Annotated in this window: 15 protein-coding genes, 2 tRNA genes, 3 rRNA genes and 1 pseudogene; 17 read left to right on the forward strand and 4 right to left on the reverse strand. The window is 40.7% G+C overall.

Going from position 1 to position 25440, the window contains the following annotated elements; all coding sequences use genetic code 11:
- The 6 genes from dnaA to SOI81_RS00030 all read left to right on the forward strand — a co-directional run bounded on the left by dnaA (position 1) and on the right by SOI81_RS00030 (position 7753).
- The gene (gene dnaA, locus SOI81_RS00005; RefSeq protein WP_239976423.1) at positions 1-1410 is read left to right on the forward strand and encodes a chromosomal replication initiator protein DnaA; all 1410 of its coding nucleotides are present in this window, start codon (positions 1-3) and stop codon (positions 1408-1410) included.
- Positions 1411-1507: 97 nt separating this feature from the next.
- Positions 1508-2656, forward strand: a complete 1149-nt coding sequence (dnaN, locus tag SOI81_RS00010) for a DNA polymerase III subunit beta (protein ID WP_002115478.1) — start codon at positions 1508-1510, stop codon at positions 2654-2656.
- 14 nt (positions 2657-2670) lie between these two features.
- Positions 2671-3753, forward strand: a complete 1083-nt coding sequence (recF, locus tag SOI81_RS00015) for a DNA replication/repair protein RecF (protein WP_002115479.1) — start codon at positions 2671-2673, stop codon at positions 3751-3753.
- 52 nt (positions 3754-3805) lie between these two features.
- The gene (gene gyrB, locus SOI81_RS00020; protein ID WP_016142635.1) at positions 3806-6274 is read left to right on the forward strand and encodes a DNA topoisomerase (ATP-hydrolyzing) subunit B; all 2469 of its coding nucleotides are present in this window, start codon (positions 3806-3808) and stop codon (positions 6272-6274) included.
- A 35-nt stretch (positions 6275-6309) separates the two neighbouring features.
- Positions 6310-6702: a cytochrome b562 gene (gene cybC, locus SOI81_RS00025; RefSeq protein WP_025470409.1), complete on the forward strand. Its 393-nt coding sequence runs from the start codon at positions 6310-6312 to the stop codon at positions 6700-6702.
- Positions 6703-6826: 124 nt separating this feature from the next.
- Complete coding sequence (locus tag SOI81_RS00030; protein ID WP_239976425.1) at positions 6827-7753, forward strand: hypothetical protein; 927 nt, start codon at positions 6827-6829, stop codon at positions 7751-7753.
- A gap of 48 nt (positions 7754-7801) precedes the next feature.
- On the opposite strand, the gene yheS is transcribed toward SOI81_RS00030, so the two are convergent.
- Positions 7802-9730: an ATP-binding cassette domain-containing protein gene (gene yheS, locus SOI81_RS00035; protein WP_239976426.1), complete on the reverse strand. Its 1929-nt coding sequence runs from the start codon at positions 9728-9730 to the stop codon at positions 7802-7804.
- Positions 9731-9984: 254 nt separating this feature from the next.
- Between yheS and SOI81_RS00040 the strand changes: the two genes are divergently transcribed.
- From SOI81_RS00040 to erpA, 4 genes are all read left to right on the forward strand, one after another.
- Complete coding sequence (locus SOI81_RS00040) at positions 9985-10989, forward strand: putative solute-binding protein (protein WP_239976427.1); 1005 nt, start codon at positions 9985-9987, stop codon at positions 10987-10989.
- 255 nt (positions 10990-11244) lie between these two features.
- Complete coding sequence (locus SOI81_RS00045) at positions 11245-12252, forward strand: putative solute-binding protein (protein WP_002115480.1); 1008 nt, start codon at positions 11245-11247, stop codon at positions 12250-12252.
- 352 nt (positions 12253-12604) lie between these two features.
- A complete protein-coding gene (locus SOI81_RS00050; RefSeq protein ID WP_224993784.1) occupies positions 12605-13609 on the forward strand; it encodes a putative solute-binding protein in 1005 nt (334 codons plus the stop codon).
- Between the two features lie 123 nt (positions 13610-13732).
- Positions 13733-14068 carry an iron-sulfur cluster insertion protein ErpA gene (gene erpA, locus SOI81_RS00055; protein ID WP_002115421.1) on the forward strand — a complete coding sequence of 112 codons (336 nt, stop codon included), beginning with the start codon at positions 13733-13735 and terminating at the stop codon, positions 14066-14068.
- A gap of 59 nt (positions 14069-14127) precedes the next feature.
- Here the strand turns inward: erpA and SOI81_RS00060 are convergent.
- A pseudogene (locus SOI81_RS00060) lies at positions 14128-14970 on the reverse strand (alpha/beta fold hydrolase).
- 127 nt (positions 14971-15097) lie between these two features.
- Entirely contained in the window at positions 15098-16225 is a 1128-nt protein-coding gene (anmK, locus tag SOI81_RS00065) for an anhydro-N-acetylmuramic acid kinase (protein ID WP_016142642.1), read from the reverse strand.
- A 61-nt stretch (positions 16226-16286) separates the two neighbouring features.
- Between anmK and tyrS the strand changes: the two genes are divergently transcribed.
- From tyrS to SOI81_RS00100, 7 genes are all read left to right on the forward strand, one after another.
- The gene (gene tyrS / locus SOI81_RS00070) at positions 16287-17519 is read left to right on the forward strand and encodes a tyrosine--tRNA ligase (RefSeq protein WP_262446713.1); all 1233 of its coding nucleotides are present in this window, start codon (positions 16287-16289) and stop codon (positions 17517-17519) included.
- 910 nt (positions 17520-18429) lie between these two features.
- A 16S ribosomal RNA gene (locus SOI81_RS00075) occupies positions 18430-19967 on the forward strand.
- A 59-nt stretch (positions 19968-20026) separates the two neighbouring features.
- Positions 20027-20103 (forward strand) — tRNA-Ile (locus SOI81_RS00080).
- A gap of 55 nt (positions 20104-20158) precedes the next feature.
- Positions 20159-20234, forward strand: a tRNA-Ala gene (locus SOI81_RS00085).
- Between the two features lie 354 nt (positions 20235-20588).
- A 23S ribosomal RNA gene (locus tag SOI81_RS00090) occupies positions 20589-23479 on the forward strand.
- A gap of 186 nt (positions 23480-23665) precedes the next feature.
- Positions 23666-23780 (forward strand): 5S ribosomal RNA (rrf, locus tag SOI81_RS00095).
- The 16S, 23S and 5S rRNA genes sit together here with 2 tRNA genes alongside, the layout of an rRNA operon.
- A gap of 136 nt (positions 23781-23916) precedes the next feature.
- Positions 23917-24513 (forward strand): glutathione S-transferase family protein, encoded by a 597-nt coding sequence (locus SOI81_RS00100; protein WP_320541071.1) that lies wholly within the window; start codon positions 23917-23919, stop codon positions 24511-24513.
- A 48-nt stretch (positions 24514-24561) separates the two neighbouring features.
- Here the strand turns inward: SOI81_RS00100 and SOI81_RS00105 are convergent, their stop codons facing one another.
- A complete protein-coding gene (locus SOI81_RS00105; protein ID WP_239977419.1) occupies positions 24562-25254 on the reverse strand; it encodes a TIGR04219 family outer membrane beta-barrel protein in 693 nt (230 codons plus the stop codon).
- Positions 25255-25440 lie beyond the last annotated feature (186 nt).

Here is a 25440-nt window from a genome sequence, read left to right on the forward strand (position 1 = left end):
ATGCTGTGGACAGACTGCTTAACTCGCTTGCGACAAGAGCTCTCTGATAACGTCTTTGCGATGTGGATTCGCCCATTAGTTGCTGAAGAAGTAGAAGGTATACTGCGTCTTTATGCACCTAATCCTTATTGGACGCGTTACATTCAAGAGAACCATTTAGAATTAATTTCTATATTGGCCGAACAGTTATCAGAAGGGCGTGTGCGTCAGGTTGAGATTTTAGTTGATTCTCGTCCTGGTAGTATTTTGTCATCGAGTGAACAGCCAGCAACTACAACGGCTGCTTTACAAACTGCGCCTCAACAAAGCATTAAAGTAAAAAAAGAACCTGATGCTATTTCCAATACACCTACTACTAATAGTGTAGTAAACCCAAAAACGCCGAAAAAGAAGCTATTAAATCCTCAATTTACTTTTTCTTTATTTGTTGAAGGCCGTTCGAACCAGATGGCTGCTGAAACATGTAGAAAAGTGTTAACACAATTAGGTGCTTCACAGCACAACCCTTTATTCTTATATGGTCCGACAGGCTTAGGTAAGACTCACTTGATGCAGGCAGTTGGTAATGCTTTATTACAAGCCAAGCCTAATGCACGGGTGATGTATATGACCTCGGAGAGTTTTGTTCAGGATTTTGTAAGTTCTTTGCAAAAAGGCAAAGTGGAAGAGTTCAAGAAAAATTGCCGTTCTTTAGACTTACTATTGGTTGATGATATTCATCTCTTAGCAGGTAAAGAAGCAAGCCTGGTTGAGTTTTTCTATACATTCAATGCCTTACTTGATGAATCAAAACAAATTATTTTAACCTCAGATCGGTACCCGAAAGAATTGACCGAGTTGGATCCTCGTTTGGTATCTCGCTTTTCTTGGGGTCTTTCTGTAGGTGTTGAGCCTCCAGATATTGAAACTCGTATCGAAATTTTATTGAAGAAAGCTGAAAATAGCGGCGTTGATTTACCTCGAAACTGTGCATTATTCATTGCACAACAAGTAGTTGCCAACGTCCGGGAACTTGAAGGGGCACTCAATAAAGTCGTTGCAATTTCTCGATTTAAAGGTGCGCCGATCGATCTTGATGTTGTCCGTGAATCTTTAAAAGATGTATTGGCAATCCGTGCACGTACAATTAGCGTAGAAAATATCCAACGTGTGGTCAGTGAATATTTCCGAATTCCTTTAAAAGAATTGGTAGGACCAAAACGGACACGTATTTATGCTCGACCGCGTCAGTTAGCAATGGGTCTTGCTCGTGAATTGACGGGTGATAGTTTTCCTGAAATTGGAATGGCTTTTGGTGGGCGTGACCATAGTACGGTGATGCATGCTTGTGAAAAAGTTGTGAGTCTTCGAGAGGAAGATCCGATTTTTGACGAAGATTATAAAAATCTACTGCGTCTACTTCAGAGTTAATGAAATAATAAGACGTTGTTGCAAAGTCTACGTAAGTGCAGCATAGTACACAGCTAAAAAATGAAATATTTGCTCCAAGTTGCTAGAGGAATGAATCGTGCGTTTGAAAATCGCTAAAGAAAGCTTACTCAATGTTTTATCGCATGTTGTCGGTGCGGTAGAACGTCGTCATACATTGAATATTCTTTCAAACGTCAAAATTCAGACTAATGCTCAGGCACTCACCATTACTGGTTCTGATTTAGAAGTCGAGCTGGTTGCCAGTACTGTTTTAACAGAAGGGGCATGCATTGAAGCAGGTGAAACAACTGTTCCTGCTCGTAAGTTGATGGAAATTTGTAAATCATTGCCTACAGCTGCATTGATAGATTTACAAATTACAGAAGATCAGAGATGTATCTTAAAGTCTGGTAATAGCCGTTTTGTATTAGGTACTTTACCGGCAGAAGATTACCCGTTATTAACCACTGAAAATAGTCAAGGTACACAAGTACAGGTTACTCAACGTGAGTTAAAGCGTTTATTTGAAAAAACAGCTTTTGCTATGGCTGTACAGGATGTGCGTTTCTATTTAACTGGTACTTTATTAGAAATTGATGAAAATCAATTACGTGCAGTAACAACAGATGGTCACCGTTTAGCACTTTGTGAAATCACTGCTTCTTCTACATCATCTCAATTGGTTCAAGCAATTGTGCCTCGTAAAGCTGTGGGTGAATTGCAGCGTTTACTCAGTATTGAAGATGAACAATTAACATTGCTCATCGGTCGTGAATTGTTAAATGTCACGATTAATACTCCGAGCCGTGACAAAGAGCAGGGCGATATCACTGTTCGTTTTACGACGAAATTGATTGATGGAAAATTCCCTGATTATCGTCGTGTAATTCCACGTGGTGGCGATAAACATGTGTTAATTAGCCATGATGTTTTCAAACAATCATTACAACGTGTCGCAATTTTGAGTAATGAGAAGTTACGTGGCGTTTTCTTGAATTTTAATCAAGATTCTTTACAGCTACGTGCAAATAACCCTGAACAAGATGAAGCGATTGAAGATTTAGCAATTCAGTATCAAAACATACCGCTTGAAATGTCATTTAATGCGCAATATTTGCTAGATGTTTTAGGTGTGCTTGATGGTGATGATGTAAATATGAGCATGACTGAAGCAAACCAGTCTGTATTGGTTCAAGATCCGGCACATCCTGACCAGACGTATGTCGTAATGCCAATGCGTGTATAATTCGGCTGATTCATATGCATCTTACGCGTTTAAATATTGAACGTGTGCGTAATTTAAAAACGGTTGCACTCCAAGGGTTGCAACCGTTTAATGTATTTTATGGCGCTAACGGTTCAGGAAAAACTTCAATTCTGGAAGCAATCCATTTGCTTGCAACAGGGCGGTCATTCCGTACCCATATACCCAAAAATTATATTCAATATTCTGCCGAAGATGCGATTGTCTTCGCCCAGTCCGCAACTGAAAAAATTGGCATGCAAAAGTTAGCCTCTGGTGAGCAGTTGATGAAGGTCAATGGCGATACGGTGGCTACACAAGGGCAACTCGCGAAACTGCTGCCTTTGCAACATATTGATCCACAAAGTACAGATATTATTGATCATGGGGCAAAACCTCGCCGTCAGCTTTTAGATTGGCTGATGTTCCACGTGGAACCTGAGTTTTATTTTGCTTGGCAATATTATTCTCGTGCATTAAAACAGCGTAATACCTTACTTAAAACTAGACGGAATATTTCTTTAGCGGATTTAGAGCCGTGGAACAAAATGTTGAGCGATTATGGGGAAATTTTACACTCTCAACGTTTAAGTATTGTGGAACAATGGAATGTCTTTTTTCAAAATGATTTAAGTCAATTACTACCTGATCTGGAGATTGAACTGGAATATAGTCCGGGTTTTCATACAGAGCAGGGACTTATGCAAGACTTGCTGAATCAACATCAAAAAGACATCGAAAGACGCTATACCGAATATGGTCCACATCGTGCAGATTTGCGCTTGAAAACCCCATTTGGACATGCTGACGTTGTTTTATCAAGAGGTCAGAAAAAACTGCTGATTATTGCCTTAAAACTGTCACAAATTGCAATGTTGCATGCGAGTAATAAGGAAACTGTGGTATTATTAGATGATCTGACAGCAGAATTAGACTTAACCGCACAACAACGTTTAATTGAACGATTAAGCCAACTTGGTAGCCAGGTTTTTATGACAACTTTAGATCATGCATCGGTAAAAAAACACTTACATGATCTGTCTATTTCATATCAATTATTCAATGTTGAATCCGGTCAAGTTAGTCTTGCTTCACCATAATTTTTTGATGTTACCCATCTTTGAATAAACCTATATTTGCTAGGGAGAAACCATGAGTTCAGAGTCTCAATCAGCCTCTCAAACAGAACAAACCAATGAAAAGGCTTATGATTCCTCTAGTATTAAAGTATTACGTGGATTAGATGCAGTTCGTAAACGTCCGGGGATGTATATTGGGGATACAGACGACGGTACCGGTTTACACCATATGGTATTCGAGGTTGTCGATAATGCAATCGATGAAGCTTTAGCGGGACATTGTGATGAAATTATTGTCACGATTCACGAAGATGAATCGGTAAGTGTTTCCGATAATGGTCGTGGTATTCCAACCGATATTCACCCTGAAGAAGGGGTTTCTGCAGCAGAAGTAATTCTTACGATCTTGCACGCAGGCGGTAAGTTTGACGACAACAGCTATAAAGTTTCAGGTGGTTTGCACGGCGTAGGTGTTTCGGTTGTAAATGCGCTTTCAAGTAAATTGCATTTAATTATTAATCGCGCTGGTCAAGTGCACGAACAAGAATATCACCACGGTGATCCGCAATATCCATTACGTGTGATTGGTGAAACGGATAAGAGTGGTACAACTGTACGTTTTTGGCCAAGTGAACTAACTTTTAGTCAAACCATTTTTAACGTTGAAATTTTAGCGCGTCGTTTACGAGAGCTTTCATTTTTAAACGCGGGCGTGCGCATTGTTTTACGTGATGAACGTATTAACCTTGAGCATGTATATGACTACGAAGGTGGTTTATCTGAGTTTGTAAAATACATTAACGAAGGCAAAACTCATCTAAACGAGATTTTCCATTTCACTGCAGATACCGAAAATGGTATTGGTGTAGAAGTTGCATTGCAGTGGAACGAAAGTTATCAAGAAAATGTGCGTTGCTTTACCAACAATATTCCTCAAAAAGATGGTGGTACGCATTTAGCTGGTTTCCGTGCGGCTTTAACACGTGGTCTTAACCAATATCTTGAAAATGAAAATATTCTCAAGAAAGAAAAAGTCAATGTGACAGGTGATGATGCTCGTGAAGGTTTAACGGCGATTATTTCGGTCAAAGTACCTGATCCGAAATTCTCATCTCAAACGAAAGAGAAACTGGTATCGAGTGAAGTAAAACCAGCGGTTGAGCAAGCAATGAACAAAGAGTTCTCTGCTTACTTACTTGAAAATCCACAAGCTGCAAAATCGATTGCCGGTAAAATTATTGATGCTGCACGTGCACGTGATGCTGCGCGTAAAGCTCGTGAAATGACGCGTCGTAAGAGTGCACTTGATATTGCTGGTTTACCAGGTAAATTGGCAGATTGTCAGGAAAAAGACCCAGCACTTTCAGAATTATATCTAGTCGAGGGTGACTCTGCGGGTGGTAGTGCTAAGCAAGGCCGTAACCGTAAGATGCAGGCTATTTTACCGTTGAAAGGGAAAATCCTGAACGTTGAACGTGCACGCTTTGACAAAATGATTTCAAGTCAGGAAGTGGGTACTTTAATCACTGCACTTGGCTGTGGTATTGGTCGTGAAGAATATAATCCTGATAAGCTTCGTTATCATAAAATCATTATCATGACCGATGCTGACGTCGATGGTTCACACATCCGTACCTTGTTGTTAACCTTCTTCTTCCGTCAAATGCCGGAATTGGTTGAGCGTGGACACATTTATATTGCTCAGCCACCTTTGTATAAATTGAAGAAAGGTAAACAAGAACAATACATCAAAGATAATGATGCATTAGAAACGTATCTCATCTCAAATGCGATTGATGAGCTATCTTTGCATACCAATGCTGAAGCTCCTGCAATTACAGGTGAAGCACTTGCGAAAGTGATTCAGGACTATCAAGTTTCACAAAAGAGCTTACAGCGCTTAACTTTACGTTATCCAGCTAGCTTACTGGATGCTTTACTTGAAGTAGAAGCATTCAAGAGCGATCAAAACCACGATGAAGCTTATGTACAACAATGGGCTGATCAGGTACGCGATATCATTACCAGATTACAACCAAGCTTACGTCCGGAGATTTCATTAGAGGCATTTGAGCGTGAAAATGCTCAGGGTGAAAAATCTGCACATTACTGGCCACGTATTACGGTGTATGTACATAACCTGCCACATGCGTACTTGCTTGATGCAGCTTTATTGAATTCGGCTGAATATGCACGGTTGTTGAAAAACTCGAAGAGTTGGTTCACTTTACTTGAAGATGGCGCTTATTTACAAAAAGGTGATCGCCGTATTCAAGTGGCCAACTTCCATCAAGTTTGGCAACATATTTTACAAGATTCTCGCCGCGGTATGATGATCCAACGCTATAAAGGTCTTGGAGAGATGAATGCTGAACAGCTGTGGGAAACAACAATGGATCCTGAAAACCGTAATATGTTGCAGGTGACCATTGATGATGCGATTGAAGCAGATCGTATGTTCTCTTGTTTAATGGGTGATGATGTTGAACCACGTCGTGCATTCATCGAAGAGAATGCTTTAAATGCGGATATTGATGCTTAATTCATAACATGATTCTAAATCAGTCTAGGGAGAGAATGATGAGTCAGAAATTATTAGCTAGTCTGTTAATTTCATGTGCGATTTTAGGAAGTTCTGCTGTTTCGGCGGCAGACCTAGAAACGAATATGAAAACTTTAGCTAAGAGTACTAAAGCATTTGCTGAAGCAAAAGATACTGATAACGCGAAACAACAGCTTGTTGTAATGCGTGAAGCAGCTGTTTCTTCTAAGCAATATTTACCGCATAAACTCGAAGGTTTGCCTTCAGAAAATGTACAGGTAAAAGAGTATCAAGCCGGTTTAGATCAGCTTGTTGCCGAGATTGATAAAGTAACTGCTTTGGTTGAGCAAGGACAATTAGATCAAGCCAAAACTGAAGCAATCAATTTAGTCACAATACGAAATGAAAATCATAAAAAATTTAGATAATTGTTTATGATGATTAAAAAAAAGGCTTTGTTTTATTTAAGACAAAGCCTTTTTTTTGATAAGAACTGAACTTTTAAACTGCCATTTAAGTGGTAATTTTTATTTATATCAAGAGAATATAATTTTGAAAAAAACTTACATACTCTTATGCATTGGGATCATTTTTTTTAATTGTTTATTTCAACTGCATGCTGCGATAACCCCCACCTTTTACGGAAAATTAGTATTTCATCGTTATAGTGATTATGACGCATGGGACAGTAAGCTTTATTTGTATAACTTCACAACACAGCAGACTACATTACTGGGTGCAAATTGGAAAATTGACCATATGATGAATGGCCATTTCTCTCCAGATGGAAAATGGTTAACTTTCATGGGAGTGAACTCTGGGCAGCATTATGGCGATGCATGGGATGTGTATGTTTGGAAAGTCGGAAGCACTGAGTTACCTATTAACTTAACTCAGGGTAATAATGAGCGCGATGAAGATCCTAAATTTATAGATAATCAACGTATTATTTTTAAACAAAATGGCGATTTAAAAATCGTCAAAATGACTGATCGGACGATGACTTCTGTCACGCAAAATGGTTGGGATATAGAAGAGTCGATGCCTTACCCAATGGTGAATACTACTCAAATCTTATATGCGAAAGGTGCTGGAAATAATTCTCGAATTTTCAGTATTGATCAGTCGGGTGCCTATGATACACAGCTGACCAATATCGCTTCATATTATCCAATATGGTGGCAAGGAAGTCGCTTCTTATATGTACGCTGGTACAGTCCAACAAATGCTCATGATCAGGTCTATATTTATGATATGGCGAATAAACAAACCACACGTTTGCCATTTAACAGCACTAATTATGATACTTCCGACCCAGCTCCTTTAGATCAGCGTTACATGGTAGTGTCTCTTGCAGGACAAACAGGAAGTCGAGGTGGTTATGATTTATATATCGCTGACAGTCTATCAAGCAATGTTTGGCCTTTACCGATCAATACCAATTTAAATGAATTAGGGGCTTTTTATACGCCTTACTAATCAATAAAAAGCCGATTAAGAAATCGGCTTTTTATTTTAGAAAATAGATTAATCAAAAGAAGCTTCCATCTCTTCCAATTCCATCATGAGTTCTAATAGCTGCTCTTCATATTGTTCAAGTTTAGCTTTTAGCTCTGTCTGTTCATTCATAAGTTTGAGCAAATCATCCTTACGTGCCGAGTCATATAAAGAAGTATCTGCCAAGGATTCTTCAATTTTGGCAAGCTGCGGTTGTAGCTTTTCAATTTGAGACTCAACTTTTTCAATATTTTTACGAATAGGTCGAGTCTGTTCACGACGACGAGCCGCTTCTTTACGCTGCGCTTCTTTATCAACTTTAGCAGGCACAGGAGCGGCAGAAGATGAGTGAGTCTGTGCTATAGCAGTCTGAGCATTAATTTGTTGCTGGCGTGCTTCACGTAGCCATTTAGCATAATCCTGTAAATCACCTTCGAATTCAGTACATTTACCGCCGTGTACTAAAAGAAGCTCGTCACAAACGCTTGCAATGAGTTGGCGTTCATGGGAAACCAGAACGACAGCTCCTTCGAAATCTTGTAATGCCATGCTCAGCGCATGACGCATATCAAGATCTAAATGGTTGGTCGGTTCATCGAGAATTAAAACATTTGGACGCTGCCATACAATGAGTGCTAGGGCTAAACGAGCGCGTTCTCCACCAGAAAAGCTTTCACATGGCGTATCCATGCGTTCACCACTAAAGCCAAAACTACCTAAGAATGAACGTAGGGTGGCTTCACTAATTTGTTTATCTGCTATACGGGCAAGCTGTAGCATTGGACTAGCATTGCCATCTAAAGCATCCATTTGGTGCTGTGCAAAGTAACCAATGTTAAGCAGCTCGGAAGCTTTACGTTCGCCTGCCAAGAGTGGTAAATCACCAACCAAACTTTTAATTAGTGTTGACTTACCTGCGCCGTTCATCCCAAGCAAACCAATACGTGAGTTTGGTGTAATTTGTAATCTGATTTTTGCAGCTATTTGCTTATCACCATAACCAATGCTGGCATTGTCTAAAGTCAGCAAAGGAGAGCTCATTTTGGTCGGTTCACGGAAACTAAAAGTAAACGGCGTATCAATGTGAGCGGGTGCAAGTTGCTGCATGCGTTCAAGTTGTTTAATACGACTTTGTGCCTGACGAGCTTTAGTCGCTTTTGCTTTAAAACGGTCAATAAACTTTTGTAGATGAGCACGTGTTTCTTGCTGCTTCTCAAAAGCTTGTTGCTGCTGGGCAAGACGTTCACTACGTGTGGTTTCAAATGTAGAGTAGTTTCCGGTGTAAAGCGTGAGTTCTTGATTTTCGATGTGAAGAATATGATCTGTAATCGCATCTAAAAAGTCACGGTCATGCGAAATTAAGATGAGAGTACCTTCATAGGCTTTAAGCCAATCTTCTAACCACAAAATTGCATCCAAGTCTAAGTGGTTGGTTGGTTCGTCTAGTAATAGTAAATCTGAACGACTCATCAATGTACGCGCCAAATTTAAACGCATACGCCATCCACCTGAGAAACTCTCAACGTTTAAACGTAACTGATTTTCTAGAAAACCAAGGCCCGCCATGAGCTGAGCAGCTTTAGATGGAGCTGAATAACCATGAATTTCATCAAAGCGGCCATGCAATTTAGCCAGTTCAAAATCAGTCAGTTGATCGGGTTGAGCAAGCTTATTTTGAATATCCCAAAACTCTTCATCACCTGAAAGAACAAAATCAATTGCAGGCATATCTAGGGCTTTTACTTCTTGCGCCATATGCGCCACGGTCCAGCCTGTCGGACGAGTAAGTGAACCTTCATCGGCCCCTAAACTGCCAAGTAATGCAGCAAATAAGGTCGATTTACCTGCACCATTTACCCCAGTTAGACCAATCTTCCAACCTGGGTGTAATTGCATAGACGCTTTTTGAAATAGAACACGTCCACCGCGGCGTAAAGAAACTTGGTCAAATTGAATCATCTTATTGTATCGAGGTGAGTTAGGGATGCTGTATTTTAAAGAGAACTGCCGATGAAAACAAAACATTCCGGATTTTAGTGAGCAGCTGTTAATAATTGCATGTATCAAGATAGCCTAAATTTCGCTATTCATCCGAAATTTCCAAAATATTGAACAAGATAGAACATATTTAAAAAAAATGTGGCTAAAATAAAAACAGTTTAAAGTTTGGTTGATTAATGAGCTACTAATAAAACTAGACTAAGGAAAGTCAAATGAAAAAAAGATTGGGGATAATTAGTGCAGTATTTTGCTGTGCTATGGGAACAGCATATGCGGGACAAAATGTCTGTGTGTTTGATTTATTAGGAAAGTCAGGTGAATCCTATAAAATGATGGAAGAGTGGGCGCTTGCGGCGAAAGAGTGGCAAGCAGATATCACTTTAATTCCATTTCAAGATGAAGGTTTGGTTGACCGTAGATTACGTGAAGGTAAATGTGATGCCGCATATATGACCTCCATGCGGGCGCGAAATTACAATAAATTTGCAGGTTCAATTGATGCGATTGGTGGGGTAACCAGTAATGCAATTGCCCAAAAAGCAATCAGTTATGTTTTAGATAAACGTAATAAACATCGCATGGTGACAGCACAAAATGGAACCAATTACGAAGTTGTTGGCATTGTCCAGATTGGATTAGCTTATTTATTTGTGAAGGATAAAAACCTCAACTCAATTGAAAAAGTACGTGGAACTAAGTTTGCTATTTTGCAATATGACGCAGCGCAGAAAATTATGGTGGAAAGTGTAGGTGCCCAGCCTATTCCTTCAGAAATTACCGATTTTGTGAAAAAGTTTAATAGTGGACAAGTCGATGCAATTGCTGCGCCAGCTTATGCTTATAAACCTTTAGAGATTGGTAAAGGCGTTGGAGTGAAAGGGGCAATGTTTACTTTTCCCGTAGTTAACGTTACGGGAGATTTAGTTGCTCGAAGTGATAAGTTCCCCACAGATTTCGGTATAAAGTCACGTGCTTGGTTTATACAACAATTACCTCAGAATTTTGCCATGATAAAACGGCTAGAAATGGGCGTCCCCTCAAAAATAAAAATGAATTTTTCAGCAGAAGATAAAACCAAGTATCAAAAAATTTTACGCGAAGGCCGCCTCAGCTTAACAAAACAAGGTGTATATGATGCAACTATGATGAGTGTGCTTAAGCGTGCTCGCTGTACAGTTGAACGGACAAATTTTGAATGTACGCTCAATGGGGAGTAGTTTATTTTTTAAACACAAAAACGCTACATATATTTCAAACCTGAATATGGGTATGAAAATTGTGAATATAAAAAGTAACTTATGGAAACTTATTCATTTTTGCCCTTAATAAATAATTTAAGTTGAACAAACAATGGTTCAATGAGATAAAAATATTTGAGTAAAAGCTCTATTTTTTTCTAAAAAACATGATTAATATCTGTGTTTGAAAGGAAACTTCAAACAAAAAATCTGTTCCGTGGAAGGATGAAGAAAATGAAAAAAATCGTACTTGCTATGGCTGCCGCTTCTGTTGTTGGTTTTTCTGCTTCAGCGCAAGCAGCGAGTACCGTATGTGTATTCGACCTCTTAGGAAAAGCTGGCGACTCATATAAAATGATGGAAGAATGGGCTCTTGCTGCAAAAGGCTGGGGTACTGAAATTAACTTAGTTCCTCGTCAGGACGAGGCTGTTGCTGATAATGATTTTAAAGCGGGTAAATGTGATGCTGTAGCAATGACAGCAATGCGTGCACGCCAATATAATAAATTTGCAGGATCTATCGACTCACTCGGTGGTGTTCCAAACAACCAAATCGCTCAACGTGCAATTACTTATGTATTAGATGCGCGTAATGCAGCAAAAATGACCACAAATATGGGTGGTAAAAAATACGAAGTTGCTGGTATTTCTCCGCTAGGTTCAGCATTCATCTTCGTACGTGACAAAAACATTAACTCTGTTGAAAAAGCTGCAGGTAAAAAATTCGCTGTATTGGGTTATGACGATGCACAAAAAATTATGGTGCAGCGTGTAGGTGCTCAAGCAGTTCTTTCTGATATCTCAAACTTTGCTGCGAAATTTAACAATGGTCAGGTAGATATGGTAGGTGCGCCTGCTTATGCTTACAAACCATTAGAATTAAATAAAGGTTTAGGCGCAAACGGTGTAATGTGGAACTTCCCTGTATTACACGTTACAGCAGATCTAGTATTACGTTCTGATAAATTCCCAGCTGGTTTTGGTCAAAAATCTCGTGACTGGTTTGTTAAACAGTTACCGAAGAGCTTTGCAATGATCAACCGTTTAGAAGCGCAAATTCCTGGCAAATACAAAATGAATTTAAGTGCTGAAGACAAACTTAAGTATCAAAAAATGTTGCGTGATGGCCGTATGGACTTAACTAAACGCGGTGTTTACGATGCAGGAATGATGTCTGTATTGAAAAAAGCACGTTGTTCTGTAGACAAGGCTAACTTTGAATGTTCAATGCCTGGTGAATAATCCTAATTTTTTTCAGAAAGCCTAGACTGAGTTCTAGGCTTTTTGTTTTCTATGTCCTGTCAATTCTGCCATTGTTGTTGGTTAGAAAGACGTTAAGCTAAATTTAGATAAAAACTTCATAAGGAAGCATGAAGGTATAAAAATGGATCAAGGACTTGAGTGATTAAAATAATTGCTAATAGATAGATCAATCGCTATCTATTTTTCATGGAAATAAAATCATAAAAGCAAAGAGGGTCTATACAAATATTCCAACATGATTTTTATATGAGGCCTATCCGATTCATACCTTATTGGTGTGAAATTTCTTGGTATCGAAAAACAAAAACTCCACAAGGAAAGGAAAAAGAATATGCAATTTTCCAAAACGCTATTACTTGCGATGGGACTTACCATAGTTTCTTTTGCAGCTCAGGCTAAACAAACAGTATGTGTTTTTGACTTTGTTGGTAAAAATGGCGATGTCTATGCACTGATGAAGGATTATCAACTTGCCGCTAAAAACTGGGGCGCTGATATCGAACTTAAAGTAAACCAGAATGAAGCCGTAATTGCTGAAGATTTTAAAGCGGGTAAGTGTGATGGTATCAGTGTATCAGGGATGCGTGGTCGCCAATTTAACTCATTTACTGGTTCATTAGACGCAATAGGGGCCATTCCTGACCTCAAGCTTGCTGTAAAAGTGATGCAAGGTTTAGCAAGTCCGACTTTTAGTAAATATATGGTTAATGGACGCTATGAGGTTGTTGGTGTTATCCCGGTTGGTGATGCTTATCTTTTGGTAAATGATCGCAGCATCAATACAGTAGCGAAAGCTGCAGGTAAGAAAATTGCTGTTCTTGACTATGATGAAGCACAAAAAATTATGGTTCAGCAGGTTGGGGCACAGGCTGTGAGTGCTGACGTAACAAATTTCGGTGCGAAATTTAATAACCATCAAGTTGATATTATTGGTGCGCCAGCAGCAGCATTTAAACCTTTGGAACTACAAAAAGGTTTAGGGACTAAAGGTGCAATTGTGAACTATCCGATCTTACAGGTCACAGGTAATATTATTATCCGCCCTGACAAGTTCCCTGCTGGTTTTGGCCAGAAATCTAGAGAGTGGGTTTCAGGTCAGCTACCACGTGCTTTTACAATCTTGGGTAAAATGAAAGCGGATATTCCACAAAAATACTGGATGGAGGTTCCGGCTGCCGATAAACCAGGCTACCAAAAGCTCATGCGTGAGTCTCGAATTAACCTTACACAACGCGGTGTATATGATAAACGCATGATGAAACTATTATGGCAATTCCGTTGTAAGCAAGATGCGAAAAACTTCGAATGTGGCTTACAAGACGAGAATTACAAATAATCTTGATAAAAATACTCAAGATTCGCTTTAAACTTCGAAGACAGACCCTATATTGATTATGCTATACTCAATATAGGTCTTTTTTATTTTGAAAGGCACAGCAAAATCCGAGGAACAATCATCATGAATGCCCAAGCTCTAGTTTTGACAGATAATGCTGCCAATAAGGTACGCCAACTCCGTGATAGTGAAGGGAATGACGATCTCATGTTACGTGTATATGTAACGGGAGGCGGGTGTTCAGGGTTTTCGTATGGCTTCAATTTTGCTGAAAGCGTAAATGAAGATGATGCAGAATTCGTAAATGGCGATGTGAAAATGCTAGTTGACTCATTAAGCTACCAATACCTCATTGGTTCAGTAGTTGACTATGTAGAAGGTCTTGAAGGTTCGCGTTTTATCGTACAAAACCCGAATGCAACAACAACATGTGGTTGTGGTTCTTCATTCTCGATTTAACAGAATTTTAAAATTTAAAAAACCTCTCCATGACGAGAGGTTTTTTATTGATCAAATTATTATTTTTCACGGACAGATTCTAAAAAACATTGCACGAGTTCAGGTGCATTTTGATAGGGAATCCAATGCGACGCATCCATAAAAACTGCGTCATAACTATTTTTAAAATAACGTGAGTTTAGCTCGGCACTTTTTTCTGTAACGGCAATATCATGTTTACCCCAAATAAAAAGAGTGGGGACGTCTATGGCTTTAAATGGGTTTTGAGATTTGTCCCAAAAAAAGCCACGATACCAATTCAACGCCGTAGTTAATCTATTTTCCTTTATAAACTCAGCCTCGAATATTTCAATTTGCTGCTTGGTCATGCCAGATCATTTAAGAAGTGTACGGCCCAATATAGGCAACTTTTTAAATAAAAGTTCGGGCAGAATCGGTAGCTGAAAAATTGCAAAATAATAAGATTTAAAAAGTTGTCTACTGCTTAAACAAGCTTTTAAAAAAGCGGCTTGATGGGGGACAGAAACTAAGGTGAGATGTTGAATATATTGTGGATACTTCATCGCAACGCCCGAAGCGATTGCCGAACCCCAGTCATGCCCAATTAAATAAACTGGCTGACCCAACTGCTTAATTAAACTGGCCACATCTTCTACAAGTTCACTTAGTGAATATTGAAATCGGCTTTGAGGCCTAGCATTTAAACTATAACCGCGTTGATGAATCGCAAGCGTTCTAAATTGATGCCGATGCAATAACTCAGAGGTTTGCTCCCAACTATGGGCAGTTTCTGGAAAACCATGTAATAAAACAACGATTGGACCATCTATAGGGCCTGAATCAATTACATCGAATGTCCAAGCCCCACGTGTATATTGATGAATACGTTTGGTCAGATCCATGAAAACATGCCTTAAATTATTTTTGTTGGCATTTATCATGAGTTTTTATGCTCATTTAAATAACAGCATTTCGGGTCAGTAAATGTGCTATGAGGTCGAATCTGACCAATCAAATCGATAAATAGCTTTATACCGCCGTGATCGTACCTAGAATTCTGAAATCCGAAGCACCTGTTACCGCTGGTAAATTACCACTTAAACCATCTACAAAACGCATTGCTAACCATGCAAATGCTGTAGCCTCGACCCAAGTAGGGGAAAGTCCCAAAACATCTGTAGGTTGAACAGACCAATTGTGCTTACGAAGACGCCAGCGTAATTGTTCTAATAAATAAGAATTATAAGCACCGCCACCACAAACATATACTTCGCCTGTTTCCATTTCAGAGCGATAAATCGCTTTTTGAATAGCACGCACAGTAAGTTTTAATAAGGTTGCTTGGATGTTTTCAGGTGTATCTTCTAACTCATCATAAGTTAAATCATTTCGCCAATCGATTAACTGGTCATCCAACCAGTCAATATTAAAGTCTTCACGTCCTGTGCTCTTAGGCGGTTCTTTAGAAAAATACTCATGAGCATAAAGGCGGTCGAGTAAAGAGCGAATAGGGTGCCCATAAGCAGCCCAGTCGCCATTTTCATCATATGGATGGCCTGTATGGCGATGGCACCATGCATCCATCAAAATATTTGCAGGACCTGTATCAAAACCAAATACGCCGTCACTGTTATTGGCAGGCAGCATACTCACATTGGCAATCCCACCTAAATTCAGAATCACACGATGAATACTTGGATGTTGAAATAATGCTTGATGGAAAGCTGGAACTAATGGTGCGCCTTGGCCCCCCGCTGCCATATCTCTACGACGAAAATCTGAAACGACCGGAATTTGAGTAATTTCAGTAATAATATTTGGATCACCAATTTGTAGCGTAAAGCCATGTTCTGGACGATGACGAATAGTTTGTCCATGCGAACCAATTGCTTTTATCTGACTACGGTCTAATTGGTGCTTTTCAATGAGAGTATTAATCCCATCACCAATCATTTTGGCTAGAGCAACATCAGCTTTACCCATGCGGTCAATTTCATTGTCATCGGGTAAAGTTAATGCCATAAGCTCATCACGTAACTCGGGTTCGAATGGAACTGTAAGTGTGGCATGAAGCTGTAGTGGCTCAAATGAAGCCGCAACAATATCCACACCATCCATACTAGTGCCAGTCATTACGCCGATATAGATTGCGCTCATATGCAACTTCCCCTGCAAGACGCTGAAAAAATGTTAGTATATCGCACAAATTGAATAACTGATGTGTTTAGGTTTTGTGATGTCAAATTTCTTGCCCGCCGAAGAACAGCTTGCCCTCATCCAACGAGGCACGCACGAAATTATTTCAGAAGAAGATTTACTGAAAAAGCTTAAAGAGAATCGCCCTCTTAAAATTAAAGCTGGTTTTGACCCTACAGCACCAGATTTACATTTAGGCCATACGGTTCTTATTAACAAACTAAAAACTTTCCAAGATTTGGGCCATGAAGTTACCTTCTTGATCGGTGACTATACAGCGATGATCGGTGACCCAACTGGTAAAAGCGCAACTCGTCCGCCGTTGTCACGTGAACAGGTAGAAGCTAACGCTAAAACTTATCAAGAACAAGTTTTCAAAATATTAGACCCAAATAAAACAAAAGTACGTTTTAACTCAGAATGGTTTAATCAAAAGTCTGCTGCTGACCTTATTCAGTTAGCAAGCCAGCAAACCGTATCTCGCATGTTAGAGCGTGATGACTTTACAAAGCGTTATAGCAACCATCAGCCGATTGCAATTCATGAGTTTTTATATCCCTTAGTTCAAGGCTATGACTCAATTGCGCTTGAAGCTGACGTTGAGTTAGGCGGTACAGACCAGACCTTTAACTTACTTATGGGCCGTACTTTACAAAGTCGTTATGGCCAAGAATCTCAAGTGTGTATCACTGTGCCGATTCTAGAAGGTCTAGATGGCGTAAATAAAATGTCTAAATCTTTAGGTAACTATATTGGTGTATTTGATACACCAGGGGCAATGTACCAAAAAGTTTTATCAATGCCAGACTCTTTAATCGAACGCTATTTCGATTTATTAAGTTTCAAATCTCTTGATGAGATCAAAGCTTTATTAGATGAAATTGCTGCTGGTCGTAATCCACAAGAAGTAAAACGTATTCTTGCACTTGAGCTCGTTGAACGCTTCCATGATGCAGAAGCTGCTGCTAATGCCCATAAGAGTGCGGGTAACCGTATTACAGAAGGTGAAGTACCTGAAGATACACCGGAAGTAACTATTTCACGTGGTGAATTTGGTGGAGAAATCTTTATTGCTACTATTCTACGTGTAGCAGGCCTAAATCCGAATGCAGCTTCGGCTAAAGATGCAGTAGCTCGTGGCGCAGTTAAAGTTGACTGGAATGCGGTTGATGCAAGCTTCTCTGTAAAAGAAAATGGCAGCTTTATTATTCAATCGGGTAAAAAAGCAATTGCACGTGTAATTTTCACTGATTAATAAGAAAGTTATATAGTGGTAAAAGCAGGAGTAATCCTGCTTTTTTTATTTTAGAGTTACCAAAGTAATTAAGCGTTCCACGTGGAACCATCTAGATATAATTAATAATAAAAGAAGTAGGTTAAAAAATAAGAAGAAATATAAAGTGGAGTAGAGTATTTACTCTATTATTTCTTTGGAATCTTTGGAATCTTTGGAATCTTTGGAATCTTTGGAATCTTTGGAATCTTTGGAATCTTTGGAATCTTTGGAATCTTTGGAATCTTTGGAATCTTTGGAATCTTTGGAATCTTTGGAATCTTTGGAATCTTTGGAATCTTTGGAATCAAGTGACTATATATGTCTATAAGCTCTATTGAAGACATAGAAAATTTAAGATAGACCAAGTTTTTAAATATAAAAATTAATAAAAGGTATTGAAAATGCCTAAAAAAAAGCCATATATATCACTTTTTTCGCAAAATAGTAGAAAAAAACGGCACTCAAGTGAAAAAGGCTGAAATACCCCTTGCAAAGGGTTTTTAATGGTCTATAATGCACATCCATCGGCGGTGATGCAGATAGAAACTTGTTGAAAAACAGTTACTTGTGATTAAGTTGATTGCTTTAAGTGATGAATTTGATGAGAAGTTGGTTTTGAAGATAAGTTTTAAAAATATCGAAATTACCTGTTGACTTTTAAGAGATTAAGAGTAATATAGCCGACCTAGCTTGCTGGTGACGAACCAGGAAGAAGATCATTAAGAGAATTGAAGAACAACTTGTGTGGATTTTTACTGGTTGATTAATCGAAATAATTTTCATTGATTGATTGGTTTAAATTACTCGAAGTTTATTTGAGCGAAATTTAAGTCAGTAATTGATGAGCCAGAATTGGTACCTTGTCTTTAAATAAGGTACAAAATGATTTTAACTGAAGAGTTTGATCATGGCTCAGATTGAACGCTGGCGGCAGGCTTAACACATGCAAGTCGAGCGGAGAGAGGTAGCTTGCTACTGATCTTAGCGGCGGACGGGTGAGTAATGCTTAGGAATCTGCCTATTAGTGGGGGACAACATTTCGAAAGGAATGCTAATACCGCATACGTCCTACGGGAGAAAGCAGGGGATCTTCGGACCTTGCGCTAATAGATGAGCCTAAGTCGGATTAGCTAGTTGGTGGGGTAAAGGCCTACCAAGGCGACGATCTGTAGCGGGTCTGAGAGGATGATCCGCCACACTGGGACTGAGACACGGCCCAGACTCCTACGGGAGGCAGCAGTGGGGAATATTGGACAATGGGCGCAAGCCTGATCCAGCCATGCCGCGTGTGTGAAGAAGGCCTTATGGTTGTAAAGCACTTTAAGCGAGGAGGAGGCTACTGAAGTTAATACCTTCAGATAGTGGACGTTACTCGCAGAATAAGCACCGGCTAACTCTGTGCCAGCAGCCGCGGTAATACAGAGGGTGCAAGCGTTAATCGGATTTACTGGGCGTAAAGCGCGCGTAGGCGGCTAATTAAGTCAAATGTGAAATCCCCGAGCTTAACTTGGGAATTGCATTCGATACTGGTTAGCTAGAGTGTGGGAGAGGATGGTAGAATTCCAGGTGTAGCGGTGAAATGCGTAGAGATCTGGAGGAATACCGATGGCGAAGGCAGCCATCTGGCCTAACACTGACGCTGAGGTGCGAAAGCATGGGGAGCAAACAGGATTAGATACCCTGGTAGTCCATGCCGTAAACGATGTCTACTAGCCGTTGGGGCCTTTGAGGCTTTAGTGGCGCAGCTAACGCGATAAGTAGACCGCCTGGGGAGTACGGTCGCAAGACTAAAACTCAAATGAATTGACGGGGGCCCGCACAAGCGGTGGAGCATGTGGTTTAATTCGATGCAACGCGAAGAACCTTACCTGGCCTTGACATAGTAAGAACTTTCCAGAGATGGATTGGTGCCTTCGGGAACTTACATACAGGTGCTGCATGGCTGTCGTCAGCTCGTGTCGTGAGATGTTGGGTTAAGTCCCGCAACGAGCGCAACCCTTTTCCTTATTTGCCAGCGAGTAATGTCGGGAACTTTAAGGATACTGCCAGTGACAAACTGGAGGAAGGCGGGGACGACGTCAAGTCATCATGGCCCTTACGGCCAGGGCTACACACGTGCTACAATGGTCGGTACAAAGGGTTGCTACCTAGCGATAGGATGCTAATCTCAAAAAGCCGATCGTAGTCCGGATTGGAGTCTGCAACTCGACTCCATGAAGTCGGAATCGCTAGTAATCGCGGATCAGAATGCCGCGGTGAATACGTTCCCGGGCCTTGTACACACCGCCCGTCACACCATGGGAGTTTGTTGCACCAGAAGTAGCTAGCCTAACTGCAAAGAGGGCGGTTACCACGGTGTGGCCGATGACTGGGGTGAAGTCGTAACAAGGTAGCCGTAGGGGAACCTGCGGCTGGATCACCTCCTTAACGAAAGATTGACGATTGGTAAGAATCCACAACAAGTTGTTCTTCATAGATGTATCTGAGGGTCTGTAGCTCAGTTGGTTAGAGCACACGCTTGATAAGCGTGGGGTCACAAGTTCAAGTCTTGTCAGACCCACCATGACTTTGACTGGTTAAAGTTATAGATAAAAGATACATGACTGATGATGTAAGCTGGGGACTTAGCTTAGTTGGTAGAGCGCCTGCTTTGCACGCAGGAGGTCAGGAGTTCGACTCTCCTAGTCTCCACCAGAACTTAAGAGAAGTTCGGATTACAGAAATTAGTAAATAGAGATTATATGATCTTGGTTTATTAACTTCTGTGATTTAAATATCACGGTATTAAGCATGACCTGACGAAGGCATGTTTATTCATTAACAGATTGGCAAAATTGAGTCTGAAATAAATTGTTCACTCAAGAGTTTAGATTAAGCAATTAATCTGAATGAATTGAGAACTAGCAAATTAACTGAATCAAGCGTTTTGGTATATGAATTTAGATTGAAGCTGTACAGTGTTTAAGTACACAGACAACAGATAGTAGCGATGAAGAATCGCACGGACAACACTCACTTGTAGGTGTTGACGACTGTTTGGGGTTGTATAGTCAAGTAATTAAGTGCATGTGGTGGATGCCTTGGCAGTCAGAGGCGATGAAAGACGTAATAGCCTGCGATAAGCTCCGGGGAGGCGGCAAATATCCTTTGATCCGGAGATTTCTGAATGGGGAAACCCACCTACTTTAAGGTAGGTATTGCAACATGAATACATAGTGTTGCAAGGCGAACGAGGGGAAGTGAAACATCTCAGTACCCTTAGGAAAAGAAATCAATTGAGATTCCCTCAGTAGCGGCGAGCGAACGGGGATCAGCCCATTAAGTTATGTGTGTTTTAGTGGAACGCTCTGGGAAGTGCGAACGTAGAGGGTGATATTCCCGTACACGAAAGGGCACACATAATGATGACGAGTAGGGCGAGGCACGTGAAACCTTGTCTGAATATGGGGGGACCATCCTCCAAGGCTAAATACTCCTGACTGACCGATAGTGAACCAGTACCGTGAGGGAAAGGCGAAAAGAACCCCTGTGAGGGGAGTGAAATAGATCCTGAAACCGCATGCATACAAGCAGTGGGAGCACCTTCGTGGTGTGACTGCGTACCTTTTGTATAATGGGTCAGCGACTTATATTCAGTAGCAAGGTTAACCGTATAGGGGAGCCGTAGGGAAACCGAGTCTTAATAGGGCGTTTAGTTGCTGGGTATAGACCCGAAACCAGGCGATCTATCCATGAGCAGGTTGAAGGTTGGGTAACACTAACTGGAGGACCGAACCCACTGTCGTTGAAAAGCCAGGGGATGACTTGTGGATAGGGGTGAAAGGCTAATCAAGCCTGGTGATAGCTGGTTCTCCCCGAAAGCTATTTAGGTAGCGCCTCGGACGAATACCATAGGGGGTAGAGCACTGTTTCGGCTAGGGGGTCATCCCGACTTACCAAACCGATGCAAACTCCGAATACCTATGAGTACTATCCGGGAGACAGACTGCGGGTGCTAACGTCCGTAGTCAAGAGGAAAACAATCCAGACCGCCAGCTAAGGCCCCAAAATCATAGTTAAGTGGGAAACGATGTGGGAAGGCATAGACAGCTAGGAGGTTGGCTTAGAAGCAGCCACCCTTTAAAGAAAGCGTAATAGCTCACTAGTCGAGTCGGCCTGCGCGGAAGATGTAACGGGGCTAAAACTATGTGCCGAAGCTGCGGATTTGACATTAGTCAAGTGGTAGGGGAGCGTTCTGTAAGCCGATGAAGGTGTATTGAGAAGTATGCTGGAGGTATCAGAAGTGCGAATGCTGACGTGAGTAACGACAAAACGGGTGAAAAACCCGTTCGCCGAAAGACCAAGGGTTCCAGTCCAACGTTAATCGGGGCTGGGTGAGTCGACCCCTAAGGCGAGGCCGAAAGGCGTAGTCGATGGGAAATTGGTTAATATTCCAATACTTCTGTGTAATGCGATGAGAGGACGGAGAAGGTTAAGTCAGCCTGGCGTTGGTTGTCCAGGTGGAAGGATGTAGGTATGTATCTTAGGCAAATCCGGGGTACTCTATACTGAGATCCGATAGCAAGCTGTACTTGTACAGCGAAGTGGCTGATACCATGCTTCCAGGAAAAGTCTCTAAGCTTCAGTTACACAGGAATCGTACCCGAAACCGACACAGGTGGTCAGGTCGAGTAGACCAAGGCGCTTGAGAGAACTCTGCTGAAGGAACTAGGCAAAATGGTACCGTAACTTCGGGAGAAGGTACGCTGTTGTTGGTGATGGAACTTGCTTCCTGAGCTGACGACAGCCGCAGAAACCAGGCCGCTGCAACTGTTTATTAAAAACATAGCACTCTGCAAACACGAAAGTGGACGTATAGGGTGTGATGCCTGCCCGGTGCTGGAAGGTTAATTGATGGGGTTAGCGTAAGCGAAGCTCTTGATCGAAGCCCCAGTAAACGGCGGCCGTAACTATAACGGTCCTAAGGTAGCGAAATTCCTTGTCGGGTAAGTTCCGACCTGCACGAATGGCATAATGATGGCGGCGCTGTCTCCAGCAGAGGCTCAGTGAAATCGAAATCGCTGTGAAGATGCAGTGTACCCGCGGCTAGACGGAAAGACCCCGTGAACCTTTACTGCAGCTTGACACTGAACTTTGACCTTACTTGTGTAGGATAGGTGGGAGGCTTTGAAGTTGGAACGCTAGTTCCAATGGAGCCGTCCTTGAAATACCACCCTGGTAATGTTGAGGTTCTAACTCTGTCCCGTTATCCGGGACGAGGACCGTGTCTGGTGGGTAGTTTGACTGGGGCGGTCTCCTCCTAAAGAGTAACGGAGGAGTACGAAGGTGCGCTCAGCGTGGTCGGAAATCACGCGTAGAGTATAAAGGCAAAAGCGCGCTTAACTGCGAGACCCACAAGTCGAGCAGGTACGAAAGTAGGTCTTAGTGATCCGGTGGTTCTGTATGGAAGGGCCATCGCTCAACGGATAAAAGGTACTCTGGGGATAACAGGCTGATACCGCCCAAGAGTTCATATCGACGGCGGTGTTTGGCACCTCGATGTCGGCTCATCTCATCCTGGGGCTGAAGCAGGTCCCAAGGGTATGGCTGTTCGCCATTTAAAGAGGTACGCGAGCTGGGTTTAGAACGTCGTGAGACAGTTCGGTCCCTATCTACCGTGGGCGCTGGAAATTTGAGAGGATCTGCTCCTAGTACGAGAGGACCAGAGTGGACGAACCTCTGGTGTACCGGTTGTGACGCCAGTCGCATCGCCGGGTAGCTATGTTCGGAAGGGATAACCGCTGAAAGCATCTAAGCGGGAAGCCTACCTCAAGATAAGATTTCCCTAGGAATTTATTCCTCTAAAGAGCCGTTCGAGACTAGGACGTTGATAGGTTGGATGTGGAAGCATAGTGATATGTGAAGCTGACCAATACTAATTGCTCGTGAGGCTTGACTATACAACACCCAAGCAGTTGTATATGAAGCATCAATCGATTCATAAACATGCAAAGCAACTTGATTTAGTTAAACGCTTAGCTAAAATGAACAGATAAAGTCAGATTCAATCAGCCCGTCTGTAAAGATTTGGAAAACGCAACGTATCACCATGTGAATAAAACGAAGCAAGTATCCATACCAGTTGTGCTGGCGACCATAGCAAGAGTGAACCACCTGATCCCTTCCCGAACTCAGAAGTGAAACCTCTTAGCGCTGATGGTAGTGTGGGGTTACCCATGTGAGAGTAAGTCATCGCCAGCTCATTATTCTAAACACCCCCACTAATACTGGGGGTGTTTTTTTATGCCTATAAGATTTTAAAAATACTAAGGACGAGCTGTGTTATAAATACTAAGAAATTTAATCTTTTGAATATAAATAATAAGGAAAAGCACCTATGGTAGTTTATGGTGATTTGGGTTCGGGTAACTGTTATAAGGTTAAACTATTACTTTCCTTATTAAATATTAATCATAGATGGATTCACGTTGATATTTTAAAAAAAGACACTCAAACAGCAGATTTTTTATCTTTAAATCCTAATGGAAAAATACCTGTATTAGTGTTGGATGATGGTCGTGTTTTGAGTGAATCAAATGCTATTTTAGGTTATGTCGCTGAAGGAACAAAATTTATTCCTACAGATCCTTTTATTAAAGCAAAAATGTATCAGTGGATGTTCTTTGAGCAGTATAGCCATGAACCATTTATTGCAGTTGCTCGTTTTATTAATAAATATTTAGGCTTACCAGCAGAAAGAATCGAGGAATATCATAATTTACAGCCCAAAGGCCATAAAGCATTATCAATTATGGATAATGCTTTAGTAGAGCATGACTATCTTGTTGGAAATGAATTAACCATTGCTGATATTGCCTTATATGCGTATACGCATGTCGCTGAAGAAGGTGGCTTTGATTTAACGTTATATCCAAATATTCAAGCATGGTGTCAAAGGATTCGAGAATATTCAGGTTATTTAGATATGATTTAAATAAAAAAGAACTCATATAGAGTTCTTTTTTATATCTGAATGTTTGATTTAGAAGTGTGCTTCCAAGCCTATATAGGGACCTTTGAACTCAAATTTAAGATCATTATTATCGTAGTCATCTAAATCGATATTAAGTACGCGATAACCTGCTGTTAAACCAAGATCAATGAGAAGGTTATCTGCAAATTTATACTTCACTTCTGCTAATGCATCAGTAATTCGTGCATCATCAAAGTTTGTATAGGTTGCTTCACCTTTAGCACTTAAGCCTGTAAATGGAAGTTTTACTTCTCCCGACAAATAAGCGATAGGATAAGTTTTATCAATATCCACGCGTTTGCCTGTGTATGCAGTAATATCACCATTTAATACTGTTGCACCAAGACCAGCATCCACACTTACGATATTATCTAGTAATTCATAGTAAAGGATAAAATCGCTATGATCTAAATCAACTTTATAGTTGGCTTGACCTAAAGTTTCCGATTTAGTTTCCGTATCTAAATTTACGTAGCGAATTTTTGCGTTGGGAATAAATGGAATTGGGTGTTCTACTGCTAATGAAATTTGAGCACTGCCTTTCCGATCTAAATCTTGATCTTCAGCTGATTGAGAAGACATATTCGCTTTACCGTCATAAAACCAGTAGCCTACGTCTCCTTTTACTCCTACAAAGTCTGCTTGAGCAAAGCCACTTAAGCCGATCCCGAGCGTTAATAAAGATATTTTTAATATTTTCATTTTTACATCCGCATAAAAGAAATCTTTGTGCGCATGATATAGACATCTTGCTACAGATGCATTGATAAAAAATAAAGAGCTGGTACGTATAATAGGAATAAATTTTTATACATAGAAAAAGTTTATTTATTTCAAATAATTATTATTAGATCTTTAATTTAGAAGATTCTGATTAGCTAAAAATTT

Source organism: Acinetobacter pittii (assembly GCF_034067285.1).
GTDB classification, from domain to species: domain Bacteria; phylum Pseudomonadota; class Gammaproteobacteria; order Pseudomonadales; family Moraxellaceae; genus Acinetobacter; species Acinetobacter pittii_E.

What these genes read in the sequence shown, in the direction of transcription:
- yheS (WP_239976426.1), bottom strand. Translation starts at nt 9,730, where the DNA reads ATGATTCAATTTGACCAAGTTTCTTTACGCCGCGGTGGACGTGTTCTA.
- SOI81_RS00040 (WP_239976427.1), top strand. Translation starts at nt 9,985, where the DNA reads ATGAAAAAAAGATTGGGGATAATTAGTGCAGTATTTTGCTGTGCTATG.
- erpA (WP_002115421.1), top strand. Translation starts at nt 13,733, where the DNA reads ATGAATGCCCAAGCTCTAGTTTTGACAGATAATGCTGCCAATAAGGTA.
- gyrB (WP_016142635.1), top strand. Translation starts at nt 3,806, where the DNA reads ATGAGTTCAGAGTCTCAATCAGCCTCTCAAACAGAACAAACCAATGAA.
- recF (WP_002115479.1), top strand. Translation starts at nt 2,671, where the DNA reads ATGCATCTTACGCGTTTAAATATTGAACGTGTGCGTAATTTAAAAACG.
- SOI81_RS00050 (WP_224993784.1), top strand. Translation starts at nt 12,605, where the DNA reads ATGCAATTTTCCAAAACGCTATTACTTGCGATGGGACTTACCATAGTT.
- tyrS (WP_262446713.1), top strand. Translation starts at nt 16,287, where the DNA reads ATGTGTTTAGGTTTTGTGATGTCAAATTTCTTGCCCGCCGAAGAACAG.
- cybC (WP_025470409.1), top strand. Translation starts at nt 6,310, where the DNA reads ATGATGAGTCAGAAATTATTAGCTAGTCTGTTAATTTCATGTGCGATT.
- SOI81_RS00045 (WP_002115480.1), top strand. Translation starts at nt 11,245, where the DNA reads ATGAAAAAAATCGTACTTGCTATGGCTGCCGCTTCTGTTGTTGGTTTT.
- dnaA (WP_239976423.1), top strand. Translation starts at nt 1, where the DNA reads ATGCTGTGGACAGACTGCTTAACTCGCTTGCGACAAGAGCTCTCTGAT.
- SOI81_RS00105 (WP_239977419.1), bottom strand. Translation starts at nt 25,254, where the DNA reads ATGAAAATATTAAAAATATCTTTATTAACGCTCGGGATCGGCTTAAGT.
- anmK (WP_016142642.1), bottom strand. Translation starts at nt 16,225, where the DNA reads ATGAGCGCAATCTATATCGGCGTAATGACTGGCACTAGTATGGATGGT.
- SOI81_RS00100 (WP_320541071.1), top strand. Translation starts at nt 23,917, where the DNA reads ATGGTAGTTTATGGTGATTTGGGTTCGGGTAACTGTTATAAGGTTAAA.